Annotated in this window: 8 protein-coding genes; 2 read left to right on the forward strand and 6 right to left on the reverse strand. The window is 59.8% G+C overall.

Features of this window, described 5'->3' with window-relative positions:
• Window positions 1-14: 14 nt before the first annotated feature.
• Both hldE and msbA read right to left on the reverse strand, forming a co-directional pair.
• Window positions 15-1436 (reverse strand): bifunctional D-glycero-beta-D-manno-heptose-7-phosphate kinase/D-glycero-beta-D-manno-heptose 1-phosphate adenylyltransferase HldE, encoded by a 1422-nt coding sequence (hldE, locus tag QCL65_RS23575; protein ID WP_407313165.1) that lies wholly within the window; start codon window positions 1434-1436, stop codon window positions 15-17.
• Window positions 1437-1522: 86 nt separating this feature from the next.
• On the reverse strand, window positions 1523-3307 hold the full coding sequence (gene msbA / locus QCL65_RS23580) for a lipid A export permease/ATP-binding protein MsbA (protein ID WP_407313167.1): 1785 nt from the start codon (window positions 3305-3307) through the stop codon (window positions 1523-1525).
• A gap of 34 nt (window positions 3308-3341) precedes the next feature.
• Here msbA and QCL65_RS23585 point away from each other — a divergent pair, with 34 nt between their 5' ends.
• Window positions 3342-3965, forward strand: a complete 624-nt coding sequence (locus QCL65_RS23585) for a lipopolysaccharide kinase InaA family protein (RefSeq protein ID WP_407313169.1) — start codon at window positions 3342-3344, stop codon at window positions 3963-3965.
• Between the two features lie 18 nt (window positions 3966-3983).
• Here QCL65_RS23585 and QCL65_RS23590 read toward each other — a convergent pair whose 3' ends face one another.
• From QCL65_RS23590 to QCL65_RS23600, 3 genes are read right to left on the reverse strand one after another with little or no spacing between them, the layout of a single operon-like run.
• Window positions 3984-4931 (reverse strand): glycosyltransferase, encoded by a 948-nt coding sequence (locus tag QCL65_RS23590; protein ID WP_407313171.1) that lies wholly within the window; start codon window positions 4929-4931, stop codon window positions 3984-3986.
• A complete protein-coding gene (locus tag QCL65_RS23595) occupies window positions 4931-5824 on the reverse strand; it encodes a glycosyltransferase family 2 protein (RefSeq protein ID WP_407313173.1) in 894 nt (297 codons plus the stop codon). Before QCL65_RS23595 ends, QCL65_RS23590 begins: the two co-directional genes overlap by 1 nt.
• Window positions 5817-7571: a carbamoyltransferase gene (locus QCL65_RS23600; protein WP_407313175.1), complete on the reverse strand. Its 1755-nt coding sequence runs from the start codon at window positions 7569-7571 to the stop codon at window positions 5817-5819. The genes QCL65_RS23595 and QCL65_RS23600 overlap by 8 nt, the downstream gene beginning before the upstream one ends.
• A 210-nt stretch (window positions 7572-7781) precedes the next feature.
• On the opposite strand from QCL65_RS23600, the gene QCL65_RS23605 reads away from it, so the two are divergent.
• Entirely contained in the window at window positions 7782-10850 is a 3069-nt protein-coding gene (locus QCL65_RS23605; RefSeq protein ID WP_407313177.1) for a dermonecrotic toxin domain-containing protein, read from the forward strand.
• Here QCL65_RS23605 and QCL65_RS23610 read toward each other — a convergent pair.
• Complete coding sequence (locus QCL65_RS23610; RefSeq protein WP_407313179.1) at window positions 10847-13798, reverse strand: dermonecrotic toxin domain-containing protein; 2952 nt, start codon at window positions 13796-13798, stop codon at window positions 10847-10849. The genes QCL65_RS23605 and QCL65_RS23610 overlap by 4 nt on opposite strands.
• Window positions 13799-13868 lie beyond the last annotated feature (70 nt).

Consider the following 13868-nt stretch of genomic DNA (forward strand, 5'->3'; position numbering starts at 1 on the left):
GGCCCCAAGGCGCGCTATCGGCCGCGGATCTTTTCGACGATAGCCGTGGTAGAGCTGTTCTCCACTAGGCCCAGCACCTTCACCGTGCCGCCATAGGCGTGGACGATATCGGCCCCGACCACCTGCTCCATCGAGTAGTCGCCACCCTTGACCAACACGTCGGGGCGAACGTGGCTCAGGAGGTTTTCCGGGGTACCCTCGGCGAAGCTGATCACCCAGTCCACCGCGCCCAGGCCCGCCAACACGGCCATGCGCCGATCGACGCTGTTGATGGGCCGGCCCGGCCCCTTCAAGCGGCTCACCGAAGCATCATCGTTGACCGCCACGATCAGCCGATCGCCCTGGGCTCTGGCCTGCTCCAGGTAGGTCACATGCCCAGCATGGAGGATGTCGAAGCAGCCATTGGTGAACACGATGCGCTCGTTGTGGGCCCGCGCATCTTCGATAGCCAGGAGCAACTGGTCGAGGCTCAGCACACCACGCTCCGAACCTTCTTCGCGTTGGATCGCCCGGCGCAGCTCTGGGGCACTGATCGCTGCTGTCCCCAGCTTACCGACGACGATACCCGCCGCCAGATTAGCCAGCGCCACCGCATGGGGCAGCTCTTCACCGGCAGCAATCGCCGCCGCCAGGGTGGAGATTACCGTGTCGCCAGCGCCCGTCACGTCGAACACTTCGCGGGCCCGGGCCGGCAAATGTAACGCCGGATGCCCAGGGCGTAGCAGGGTCATGCCATGCTCGCCGCGGGTCACCAGCAGCGCGCCGAGCTCCAGTTCACTCATCAGCTCGGCGCCTTTGGCGACCAGCTCGGCCTCATCGGCACAGCCCCCAACGATCGCTTCGAACTCACTGAGGTTGGGAGTAATAAGGCTCGCGCCACGATAGACCGAAAAATCCTTGCCTTTTGGGTCTGCCAACACCGGAATGCCTTTGGCGCGGGCAGCGGTGATCAAGGCCTGGTGATTCTTCAGAGCGCCTTTGCCGTAGTCCGACAAGACCAACACCTTTACGCCATCGAGCAGCTTGTCGACTTCGACCCCCAGCGCCAGGGGATCGGTGGCGAACGGCTCTTCAAAGTCGATACGCAGCAGTTGCTGGTGCCGGCTCATGACCCGCAGTTTGACGATGGTCGGCTGGTGCGCGATGCGCTGAAAATGCGCGTGCACCCCCGCCGCGTTAAGGCTGTTGGCTAGGCTTTCGGCAGCTTCGTCCTCGCCGGTAACCCCCACCAAGCGCGCCGGCGCACCCAGCGCCGCGATATTCAAGGCGACGTTGGCAGCACCACCAGGGCGGTCCTCGATCTGCTCGACCTTGACCACCGGCACCGGGGCTTCAGGAGAAATTCTCGAGGTACCACCATGCCAGTAACGGTCGAGCATGACATCGCCCACTACCAATACAGGGGCTTGATCGAATCGCGGCATGGACAACTTCATGGAGGCTCCGAAAGCAAAAAACGACGCGGATCATAACATAGCCAATAGGCGTGGAATGCACGCCACACTAGGCGCAGATGCTGCGTTCAGTCGGTTTCTTCCACCGCTATGGAGTCGACCTTGAAGTCCTTTTCGTGCAGACGAGCATAGTAGCCATTGAGGGCCAGCAACTGATGATGGCTGCCCCGCTCGACAATCTGGCCCTTGTCCATGACAAGAATGAGGTCGGCCTTCTCGATCGTCGACAGGCGGTGGGCGATCACCAGGGTAGTGCGCCCCTTCACGACTTCGTCCAACGCGGCCTGGATATGGCGCTCGGATTCGGTGTCCAGGGCCGATGTGGCCTCGTCAAGAATCAGCAAAGGCGCATTTTTCAGCAATGCCCGTGCAATAGCTAGCCGCTGGCGTTGGCCCCCGGAAAGCAGCACGCCGTTCTCACCAACCAGCGTCTCGTAACCTTGTGGCATCTGCACGATAAACTCGTCAGCGTAGGCCGCCTCTGCGGCACCCTTGACGTCCTCCAACGGAGCCCCGGTCAAGGCGCCATAGGCGATGTTGTTAATCACCGTGTCGTTGAACAGGGTGACCTGCTGATTGACCAAGGCGATGTGCTGACGCAGATTGACCAGCTTGTAGTCTTCGACATCGACGCCGTCCAGCAGGATCTGCCCCTGGCCGTGGTGATAAAAGCGCGGAATCAGGTTGGCGAGAGTCGATTTGCCACTGCCGGAGCGGCCGACCAGCGCTACCATCTGGCCAGGCTCGGCCACGAAGGAGATGTTATCCAGCACGGTTTTTTCCGTACCTGGGTAGCTGAAACTCAGGTTGCGCACTTCCAACCGCCCATCGACGCGAGGCCGCTCGTATTGCCCGGCATCGAGCTCAGGAGCCTCATCGAGCTGATCAAAAATGCTCTCAGCGGCCGCCAGGCCCTTCTGAATGGTCGCACTGACTTCGGACAGCTGGCGGATCGGTTTGGGCAGCAGGCCTGCGGCGGTAATGTAGGCAATCAGCTCACCGGCCGACGCATCCCCGCGCATATAGAGCACCAGGTACATCAGTATCGCCATGCCGACATAGATGACCAGTTGCAGCATTGGTGTATAGATTGCCTGGGTACGGGTCATTCCCAAGCTGCGATTCATATTGCTCGAACTGGCATCGTGGAAGCGGCGCTGCTCGTAGGTTTCGCCACCAAAACTGCGCACGACTCGGTAGCCCTGAATGGTCTCCGAAGCAACGTGCGTCACATCGCCCATCGCCGACTGAATCTTCTTGCTCTGCTTACGAAATTTCTTGCTCGCGCTGCTGACCATCACGGCGATCACTGGCAGAATCGCCAACATGACCAAGGTCATCTTCCAGTTACTGTAGAACAAATACCCCAGCAGAAAGACCACGGTCAGCCCTTCGCGAATAACCACTTTGATAGCGTCCGTGGCGGCGCCGGTGACCATCGTCACGTTGTAAGTAATCCGTGAAATCAAATGGCCAGAATTGTGGTTATCGAAGTAGCGATTGGGCAGGGTCAGCAGGCTGTCGAACAGCGAACAGCGCAAGTCGTGAATAACCCCGGCGGCCACCTTGGCCAGGTAGTAGTTACCTAAAAATGAGCCTATGCCTTGATAGACCGCAATGAGTACAATCAGAAATGGCACGCCCAAGATCATCGGCACGCCTAGAAACTTGGCGTCGGCTGGTTCTTGTAAGGCATTGAGGAAGTGTTTGAGCATGTCAGCGAGCATCGGCTGGCTCGAGGCGAACAATACGAAGCCCACAATACTGATGGCGAAAATGCCCCAGTAAGGAACCACGTATTTCAACAATCGCAGGTAGATTCTCATGCTGGATTGCTGGGAAGAATTAACCATTTGAAACGCCCCGTACCATTCAAAAGAGAGACCAATGCGTATTGTACCAGCGAACCAAATCCAATATTGGCTCAGCGAGGGAACGGTGCTGGAAAAAGACAGCAAAGGCCCCAAGGTCGTCAAGCTGGCCAATGGTGACCTGCTAAAGATCTTTCGCAGCCGCCGCCACAACCTGCTGGTGCGGCTCAACCCAGATGCACAACAGTTCTACAACAAGGCTCGGCGCCTGCGAAAACTGGGCATCAGCACACCGCAGGTCAGCGATTATTTTTGGCTGGACCCTGCCCTCGGTATCAGCGCTTGCCTTTACCAGCCGCTGCCCGGCACCTCACTGGATGCCATCTATCTGCACGACAGGGATGCCTTCAATGCGCTGCTACCGGAGCTGGCGGCTTATATTTTCAGCCTGCACCAGCGCGGTATTTACTTCCGCTCACTGCACCTGGGTAATATTTTGCGCACCCCTGAGCAGCAGTTCGGGCTCATTGATTTTCTGGACACGCGTTTTAAATCCAAAGCGCTGAATGGGTCGATGGTCCGCCGCAACTTCCAACATTTGCGCAATTATCTGAAACGCTCCGACATCAACGACTTCCCGTGGGACGCACTGATGGGCGCCTACGATAAAGTGGCCGATCGGCAAAAGGCAGCGAGCTGAGAGCTCGCCAGGAAGCTGTTAACCGCGCCACCAGCGCGCGAAGAACCCGCGGGGGGCTGGAGGCGGCAACGCAGGGGAAAGAAGGTCAAACACGGCTTTTGACTGTTCGAAGTAGTTCAGGTGCTGTTCGGCGAAGAGCCGGCCCTGCTGCGCGATACGCTCGGCCAGTGGCGGGTCCGCCCTTAGCTGGGCTAGCTTGGCATCGAACTCTTGCTCGCAGCCGTACAGCATGACGTTACCCCCATCGACAAGGCCAATGGCTTGCACCTCAGCTTCGCTCTGACGGTAAGCCAATAGCGCACACCCGCACGCCATGGCCTCGAAGTTCTTTGCCATGTATTCGCCCATATCGATATCAGCACTGACGAAAACTTTGATTCGATTAAGCGCCTCGCGATAAGCATCGCCTGGCTCCGTGCGCATGATCGCCAGACCGAATCGATCGGCCGCCCGCTGCAAAAAGGCGCGACGCTCGCGATAGGCATTGCTACCTAATCGGCCGATGAATCCCAACTCGATGTCCCGCGGCTGGCACGCATCGTACAGCTTATCGCTGTCATACCCCTTGACCAGGAAGTGCGCGTCCACCCCCAGGGATTTGAAGCGCTGGGCCACATGAAAACCTGTCATGACCACCCGCGCATGGGGGACCTGCCGGTAGAACGCAGAGAACTTACCGCGCCAGCGGGAGTTGGGCGTGAACTCCAGCCAGGCGTCTTCTTCATAAAACATCAAGCCCGGCATACGCCGGAGAATACGCACCTGTTTGTGCACGTAGCGAAAGAGTAAATCGACGACGACCCGATCGAATGCCGTGGCGTCAATAGCGCGCAATAGAGAGCCGAGCCGCTTCTGCTGCGCCCGGTCGATGTAACGGACTTCAACCTCGGCAAAGCGTGCCAGGCCTTTCCAAAGAAGGTGATTGTCAGGTTCGCGTGGCGTGCTCGTCAGAACCAGGACGCGCATCATAGCGTGCCTAGTTTCAACGCTTTGCGTAGGTAGCTCCAGCGCAGTGCCTGGATAGGGCTCAGGCGCAGCGAGCGCAGGTAGTAGTGCCGCGCCGCCGGGTAATCTTTGGCCAACAGGGCAGCCCTGAACACAGAGAGATAACACTGAGCAGAGTAGCGGCTGCGCAGGTGCTGGCAGGCGCTGGGCAGGTGCGAAAAAACCTCTTCGATGCCCTCTTCCACACCTTCTTCATCAACGCGGCTGTGGCGCAGACTGTCGGGGTGCTTGTGGATTCGCGCCAGAGGGGCTGACACCAGGGCTACGCTGGCATTGACCAGCAGATAGGCGAACACCGGGATGTCCTCGGCCGACCGTAGGCTCTCCGGGTAGGGGCGCGCCAGCAGCAGATCGCGGCGAAACAAGGTGCAGCAGTGGGATATGGAAATCTTCTTTTGGAGAAGATACCGGCGGATCAACTGCTCGGGCGTTCCGACCGCCGGAGTCGGTGTGCGAACACGTTCGCGCCCGTCGGGGTATACCGATATCTGGCCGCCCAACACCAGCCCGGCCTCGGGGTGGGCGCGCACGGCCTCACGTAGGTGGTCCAGCGCGTCCGCCAGCAACTCGTCGTCGGCGTCGAGCATCAGGGCATATTCGCCCCGGGCAAGGCGGATACCGTGATTACGTGCGCTGCCAGCACCGGCATTGGCCTGGTGCACAACCGTAATATTGCCTTCGCGCCCCGCCAGGTAAGTGTCCAACACCTCGCGAGTGTCATCGGTGGAACCGTCATTGACGATGATCAGTTCGATATCATCGGCCATCTGACACAGCACTGAATCCAACGCCCTAGGCAACAATGAGGCGTAGTTGTAAGCCGGGATTACAATGCTGATCAACGGTTCAGGCACTTTCCTGATCCTCCACACCCTGCTTGAGCACCAGAATGTCTTCCATGATCAGGTACTCCAGATCGGAGCCGAAGAACATGTTCAAGGCGTCGGTCGGTGAGCAAATCATGGGCTCGCCACGGCGGTTCAACGAGGTGTTGAGCGACACACCGTTTCCGGTGAGGTCTTCGAGGGCTTTCATCATGTCGTAGTAGCGCGGGTTGTACTCGCGTTTGAGCACCTGAGCCCGGGAGGTGCCGTCTTCGTGGACCACTTCAGGCACACGGGTTTTCCATTCTTCGGCCACTTCGAAGGTGAACGTCATGAAGGGTGCCGGGTGGTCGACCTTGATCATCTGCGGGCCGACGGTGTCCAGCATCGACGGGCAGAAGGGTCTCCAGCGCTCGCGGAACTTGATCTGTTCGTTGATGCGGTTAGCCACGCCCGGCACGCTTGGGCAGCCGATGATCGACCGACCGCCCAGGGCCCGTGGGCCAAATTCCATGCGCCCCTGGAACCAGGCCACCGGGTTGCCAGCCACCATGATCTCGGCGATGCGCTGGGGCATGTTGTCGATTTTCTGCCACTTAGGCGCGCTCGGGTGCCGCGCGCAGGCCGCAATGACGTCCTCGTTGGAGTAAGACGGGCCGAGGTACACGTGCTCCATTTTCTCCACCGGCACCCCACGGGCGTGGGACACGTAAGCTGCGGCGCCTACGGCGGTGCCCGCATCACCCGACGCCGGCTGCACGAACAGCTCTTTGACGTCAGGGCGGGCGATGATTTTCTGGTTGAGCTTGACGTTCAGCGCACAGCCACCGGCGAAGGCCAGCTTGCCGGTCTCTTTCAGAACATCACCCAGGTAATAGTCGATCATCTGCAGCGCCAGCTTCTCGAACAGCGCTTGCATGCTGGCAGCGTAGTGAATATAGGGCTCGTCGGCGATATCGCCTTCACGCTTGGGCCCCAACCACTCGATCAGCTTGGGCGAAAAATAGAAACCCTTGCCCTTTTCTTTATAGCGGCGTAGCCCGATGACGTTAGCGTAATCGGTGTTGATCACCAGCTCGCCTTTTTCAAAGCTGGCCAAGCGCGAAAAGTCGTATTTGCTGGCGTCACCATACGGCGCCATGCCCATGACCTTGAACTCACCATCGAGCATTTCGAAACCGAGAAATTCGGTGATCGCCCCGTAGAGCCCGCCCAGGGAGTCGGGGTCGAAGAATTCTTTGATCTTATGGATCTGGCCGTGCTCGCCATAGCCGAAAAAGGTGGTGGCGTATTCACCCTTGCCGTCGATGCCCAGAATCGCGGTTTTTTCCTGGAAGCCCGAGCAGTGGTAGGCACTGGAGGCGTGGGCCAGGTGGTGCTCGACCGGCTCGATCTTGATTTTTTTCGGGTCGAAGCCCAGCTGCTCGAGGCAGAACACAATTTTGTTGCGGTAACGCTTATACCGCCGGTTACCCATCAACAACGCATCGAGGGCGCGGTCTGGCGCATACCAATAGCGCTTGGCGTAATGCCAACGGGCTTTGCCGAACAGGCTGATGGGCGCGAATGGGATGGCGACGACGTCGACATCCGCTGGCTTGATGTCCGCTTGTTCCAGGCAGAACTTAGCCGACTCGTAAGGCATGCGGTTCTTTGCGTGTTTGTCGCGCACGAAGCGCTCTTCCTCGGCAGCGGCGATCAGCTTGCCATCGATATAGAGGGCCGCGGAGGGATCATGGCTAAGGGCGCCGGACAGGCCAAGGATCGTCAATGCCAAAGGTCTAGCCTCTTTAATCGGGGTATTGGTGCATGCGGCAAGGCGGCAGGCAGCTAAAGGGGCGCGATTATAACGCAAAAGCCGGCGACTGTAGCGGGGGCACTGCGGCCCGATCTTCGCTCCAGCCTGGCCTCGCGCGTAACTATGCACCGCCGAAGGCCGGCAGCGTGGCTTTAACCTGGCCGACCGTCCACGCGCCAAGGAAACATCATGAATGAATTGGACCCCATCGAGCAGCTCGAAGCCCTGGAGCAGCGTATTGAGCAGACATTCGATGCCGCACCTTCACTGCTGGAAATACTGCACATCCGCCTGCACGACGGCTTCCCGCGACTACCTGAGGCCGTGCGTGCCCAGCAGTTGCTTGTCGACGGGCAACCCCTGACCTTCTGGGTGCAACAGCGCCTGGCCACGGGCCGCCCGCTCAGCCTGGCCCGGCCATGCACGGTCAGTTATCCCACCGAACGCCAACAGCCCCCCCAGAGCCTTCGTCCCGAGCCACTGGAACGTTTGATCGAGCTGGTTGGCGGTAGCCCCCGGGCGCTATTCAAGGACTATCTCAAACGCCACTGGCTCATCCACCGCTGGCAAGGCCAGAACCTTACGGCGAGGTGGCGCGCGGCATTGGTCGAGCAGTTGCAAGCGCAATTACGGCTGCGCGAGCAGGACGCCACCCTGCCACCCGCGACGGCGACCATGCTCAATCAACTCATTACCTACCCGGACGCGGCGGCTCGCCAAGCGCTGCCCGCCAATAATCGGCCTGGGGTGTACCGGATCAGGCTCACCAGCCCCGCCAATGGCTGGGAGGTCAGCTTGCCGGGCGCCTACGTCGTGACCCAACGCGACGCAATGGGTTTTACCGATCGGTTTGGCGCGTTCAGTGTACCCAGCAAAGGCGCTCCCGCGATCATTTCGCCGCGCACAGACTGTGGTGCGGCCACCTTGCATACTTTGGCTTGCGGGCTCGAACCCTTCGACTCGCTGAGCGACCTGTATGACGAATTGGCCGAACGCTTCGACGACGAGCGGCAAACCCAGCAACTCCTGGCCCCCCTGGGCCGCGCGGATCGAATTCAAGCCTTGCGCGCGCAGGCCCTGGAACTGCAAGAGCTGCACCGCGACGTGTTCACGCAGACCATCGCCGACCTCAGGGCCTGGCAGGACCGACAGATCGATGACTGGGCAGGCAACAGTGGCCCGATCAGTTTTGTCGACATGAGCTCGGGGCTGAGCCAGGCCATTGATCCGCTTGGGCTGATTAACAATAAAGCGTTGCTGAGCACGCGCTACACCGCACTCCTTGAGAAAAATCTGCCACCTTGGATGAAGCAGGCTTCTGCCCAGCAAAAAATCGACATTATGCAGGCTCTACAAGCCCTGGCGGCTGCACTGGCGCTCGCCGCCAACCGGGGGGTGCCCAGCCTCAAGCAGTTTGCCGAACCTGGGCAGATGCTCAGCTACGCCAGGGAGCGAATCAAAGAGCGCCTACGCGCCGACCGCGGCGTCGAGGTAGACCCCGACACAATCACCATTAGTGTCACCACTGCCCTACAGACCGGGCCAATCCCGCCGCCCACCAACCCCACCAGCTCAATTGTCGGCAGGGCGCGGCAACAGGCCGGTTACCCGGTCACCCTGACCACTCGGCGCTACAGCCTGACCGAGCTGGCGCTAACCAACGTAGCAGGGTTCGACAGCGACTATGCCCTGACCGCCCGCGTAAGCTGCCCGCCCGGCAGTGACTGCAGCAACCTGTCACCTGGCTACTTGCAAGACCTGGTACGCCACCTCGACATCGGTGATACCTATGCACGGTTCGTCAAAGCTCGTTTACTGCACGGCAAAGACGCACAGTGGCGCCAAGAGCATTACCGCGCGATCACCCTGGCCAGAATGCACGCCGAGGCCATCAAGGCCCGCTATGCCGGGCATCTTCTTGCGGACCGTGATGAACGTGGCTATCAGTGGGCAGCCGCGCTGCTTAAGCAACCCGACAATACCCAGGGGGCAAGAAGTTTTGCCGGGCATCAACTGGACATACATCAGTTATTGATCAGAAATGCCACGGTCAGCGGCGTACTGGTCATCACTTCGGCTGCATCGCGCAGCGTTCCCAACCTAGTGGTGTACACCCCGGATGCGCCTGACCGCCGGGCCTGGCGCGAGTACCGTAACGGGGCGCAGTGGCTGCGCAACTTCAAAGCCAGCCCTAAGCTGTGCGAGTACGTGATCGCGCGCGTCGCCTTAGCCCATCAAGCCGATGTGAGGCAGTGGCTAAGCAGAGGCGGTGCTGGGTCTGAGGTGCAGTTGCGGAAAATATCGGGGGATTTCATCCACCAGCAATACCGTGCCGAGGTTCAGCAAGTGCTGGCCAATATCGATGCACAATCGACTTCTACCTTTGAAATCAACGTCAACCAAGCTTGGCAGTTGAGCCTATTGCTGGTGGAAATCGCCTCGACCGTCCTTCCCGGCAAACTGCTATTGCCGTTGGCTTTGGGCAGAGCTTTTTGGACCCTATGGGAAGGGCTCGACCACGTGGCCCAGAAGCGCAACAGCGAAGCCTTGAATAGCCTGCTAGACAGCCTGGCCCATAGTCTGGACGCCACGTCCATTGCCCTGGGCTCGCCGTTCATGGCGCGTACCCTGCGCAAGATACCGTTGAAAGCACCGCTGCTGGTGAATCCAAGCCTATCGCTGGAGCAGACGCCGCCCAATCTGCGCTTTCGTGTGGACGGGCGTTATCAGGAGGGGGTCTATGAGAAAGTCTCGACTACCGGGGGCCCCTCTGAGTACTTTATGGAAGACCGCGCGGGGCGCACCTATCAAGTGCTGTTCGACGGCGAAGCCTGGCACGTGGTGGATGCACGCAACCCCGACACGCTCTATAAACCCATGGTGCGCCGCACCCCAGGCGGCGACCTGGAAATCATCAGCAGCGTGCAGTGGCACGGCTCTACCCCTGACCTACCCCGCCTACTGGAAGATTACCAGCGAGGCGATATCGCCGCAGTCGAACTGGACACCGACGACCGCGGCCTGGCGACTCACCACGGCGCTCTGTATGTGGTTCTCGGCACCTATGTAGTGGCTGTACGCAAGAGCCTGCGCGAAGACCGCTACCAGGTATTGGCCCCCGCCCCCCAAGAGGGCCAACCGGCAACCATCCTATTGCGCTATGACCACGCCGCGCGCCACTGGGAAATCAAAGTCAAACAGGCGGGCGTGATCAGTGCCTGGCTGCCTGTCCCAGTGGCGGCGTCTGGCCTTACTTAACGCGTGGAAAGCCATGAATGGCAGTTGCCGACCTCCACCTCGACCTTCTTGATAAAAGGAAAGTAGTGATCGATAAGCCCGTTTAAGCGCTGCTCGTAAACCTGGCTAGTAACGCCCCACCCAACACTCAATTCCTGGCGCAGGGCCAGCTCATAGTAATCGGGGCGACAGGCCAGGAGTTGCCGGTTGAGTAGCGTTGGCCCCGTCATTTCAAACATCTTGCGCATGTAGGCCCAAAAAGCGGCCTTTTGTGCAGGTTCCGCCGCCGACGTGAGTACCGGCCTGGCCTGATCATAAAAGGCCCGGTTGGCTTGAAATTGCTCACGCATGGCTTCGGTAATACGGCGCAGTACAGGGTTGTTGGCGTGGCTGCCCAGAATATGGCTGTTGTAACCCTTGAAGTTCAGGGTGTCGAGTTCGACCGCATCATCGAGCAGCACATCATGCACACCCGCAGGCAATTCCACGTTGTCGTAAACCGAGGTAAAGGCGTTGTCCACGTCGGTGTAGATGCCGCCGTAAGCATCGAGCAGTGGGTAGCGCAGCACGTCACTGGCAGCTGACAGGTTGCGTGCAACGCCATGGCGGCAACGCTGGTAAAGGGCACCGCTGTCAGTGAGTTCAAGTTGCTTGAAGAACGGCTCGTTGCGCAATACCAGGGTTGTTCCCGAAAACCCGTGCTCGTAAAGCTTTTCCACCAGTTGCCCCGACAGCTCGGGGGTGCTCATATCGCTGTGCACAATGGACTGGTAGCCTTTCATTTTGGCCGAGTTGTCGACGATATTGCGCAGCAGGTCATCAGAAGGAAGCTCATGCCCCACCCAGATGTAATGCAGTGTTTTGGGAATGGGTCGGGCATTGAGCAGCGGTTTGGGCAACGGCGGCAACAACACCGACTTGAGCCGAACCGGCGCTGGCGCCTGCGCGGCGGCCAGCCGCCACTGCGCCTCATCACCCTGCTGCCAGCGGCCTTCGGGCGTGCGCCAGAGCACGTCCTGCAAGATCCTGTCCCGGGCGCGCCAGGCGCCTAGATCGGCGTCGTACGCCGCCACCACCGGGCCGCGCCGCTGCACCCTGATCATATAGCGATTGAGTATCCGCTCGACGCCATCGAGCGGCAGCTCGACTGTGACGTCAGCCTCCAGTGGCTGAGTGACGATCGCCTCAGTGGGTGCCGACAGCGGTAAAAAAGCGCTGGCCTGCGTTTCACCGCCACCGCCACCGGCCAGGCGCAGGCGTGCGCCAACCTGCCATTGCCCCGACTCGTTTCGGCGGATGGGCACGAAGAATTCAAAGCCATTGGGATTCGCAGGGTCGACCACCCCCCACGATTTGAGCGTGCTCACATACCTCACCCGAAAAGGGCTACCGTCGATCACGGCATAGGTTTCATCACCATTGCACAAATAGATGCCCGCCAATGGCCCAGCCACGCTCATGGGGTCTTCACCCGTGAGCATTACTGCAGGTCGATAAGGCTCCAGCTCGACCATAGCCTGGGGATCATCGGCATTGCGCATGGGCGACAAGCCATGGCTTGTCAGACTATCCCCTTCGATGGCATTGCTTTCAGCGTTGGGCGGCGCGAGTTCGATGGGCGCCTCGCCCATGTCGCCGATCACACTGACTTCGTTCAACAACGGTAAGGTCAACACCACATTGAGCGAACTCAATAAAGCGTCGCGGGCGCCCTCTCGGCGCTCCCGTGCATTGACCCCTTCCACGGCTTTGTCGATGTTCAGACCGACATCCACCAGACCTGCAGCAACGGTCGCCGCCGCGATTGGGGCACTGAGTAGGGAGAACCCGCCGTACAGCCTGGTGAAGGTCGTCAGGTAGTTGATCCACAGCCCTTTGGTGAGTGTGCTGTTGGACACCAACAGGTACTTCAGGTCCTGCTCCATGTTGCGCTGCAGGGTGTCGCACAGGTAAGTGAAGGCGTGGGCATCCACCGTCACGCTAACGTTATTGAAACGCGGGTGGCGGGGGCTCCAAGGCGTTTCGGCAATGGACTGCAGATGCACTTTGAGGTTGTCCCAGCGCTCCTGCTGGTCGTGCTCGCGGCGAACGAACTGTGGCATGAAATCGGCCAGCCCCTGCGGCGTGTTGACCTGTTTCTGTACCCATGCGTACAACTGTTCATCGCTATCGAAGGCGACGAAGGCTGGCCGCTGCAAGGGCCGATAGAGTATCTGTCGCCCCGCCGGGGTGCAGAAACGCAACACGGTGTCACTGGTAAAGCCAGCGATGTCGAACGTTCGCACCACGGTGCTGGAGGTCCCCACCACCGGCCCCTGCAGTTTGAAGGGGCGAAAGGGCGTGCTGGGGTCATTGACCACGGCGTGGTAGACAACGGTGTAGTCTTGCGCACGCATCTTTCCGGCCAGGCACTGATGGGTGGCACAGGCCAGCAGGCTGATTTTTGCCGTCAGGCAGTAAGTCGCGCGTTGGTTGATCCAGAACGCTTTCAAGCGGGTGGAGTAGAGGCCAGCGAAATCCAGGCGCCAGAACTCATCCATGACCTGGCGCGGGTCCAGTCGTACTTCGTTGTGCTCATCGAAGATAGTTGCGTTGGCATCAGCGGTGTAAAAACCGCCCATCTGCATCAGCAGGTCGCTGTCGACCTGCTCTTGCAAATCGAACCGGCGCAGCACCAGTTCCACCAGGGTCAGCGAATGGACGGGCACTCCATAGTGCATCCACCCGGTATAAGTCAGTGGGCTACTCATCGTATGGGAGAAGTGGTGCCAATAGACCCGATGCGGGTCTATCTGCGCGCCGGTCAGGCGCAGCAAAAGATTGGCGGCGGCCTCCTCGGCCAGTCGATTGAGGTCGGGGTACTGCTCGTAGAGTTGCTCGACCTTAGCTTCCCAGTACGCTTGCCTGAGCCTGGAGACTTCGGTTTCGAGGTTGTTGTCGTCTGCTGTTATGGCGCCATCTGTTGTCATGCATAACCCCTCCGTTGGATAGAGGGGTCAGCCTAGCGCGCACTGTTCAGGCAATAAGTTGCATATCTAT

Source organism: Pseudomonas sp. nanlin1, assembly GCF_045571515.1.
Taxonomy (GTDB): domain Bacteria; phylum Pseudomonadota; class Gammaproteobacteria; order Pseudomonadales; family Pseudomonadaceae; genus Aquipseudomonas.

What these genes read in the sequence shown, in the direction of transcription:
- QCL65_RS23585 (WP_407313169.1), top strand. Translation starts at nt 3,342, where the DNA reads ATGCGTATTGTACCAGCGAACCAAATCCAATATTGGCTCAGCGAGGGA.
- QCL65_RS23605 (WP_407313177.1), top strand. Translation starts at nt 7,782, where the DNA reads ATGAATGAATTGGACCCCATCGAGCAGCTCGAAGCCCTGGAGCAGCGT.
- QCL65_RS23610 (WP_407313179.1), bottom strand. Translation starts at nt 13,798, where the DNA reads ATGACAACAGATGGCGCCATAACAGCAGACGACAACAACCTCGAAACC.
- QCL65_RS23590 (WP_407313171.1), bottom strand. Translation starts at nt 4,931, where the DNA reads ATGCGCGTCCTGGTTCTGACGAGCACGCCACGCGAACCTGACAATCAC.
- msbA (WP_407313167.1), bottom strand. Translation starts at nt 3,307, where the DNA reads ATGGTTAATTCTTCCCAGCAATCCAGCATGAGAATCTACCTGCGATTG.
- hldE (WP_407313165.1), bottom strand. Translation starts at nt 1,436, where the DNA reads ATGAAGTTGTCCATGCCGCGATTCGATCAAGCCCCTGTATTGGTAGTG.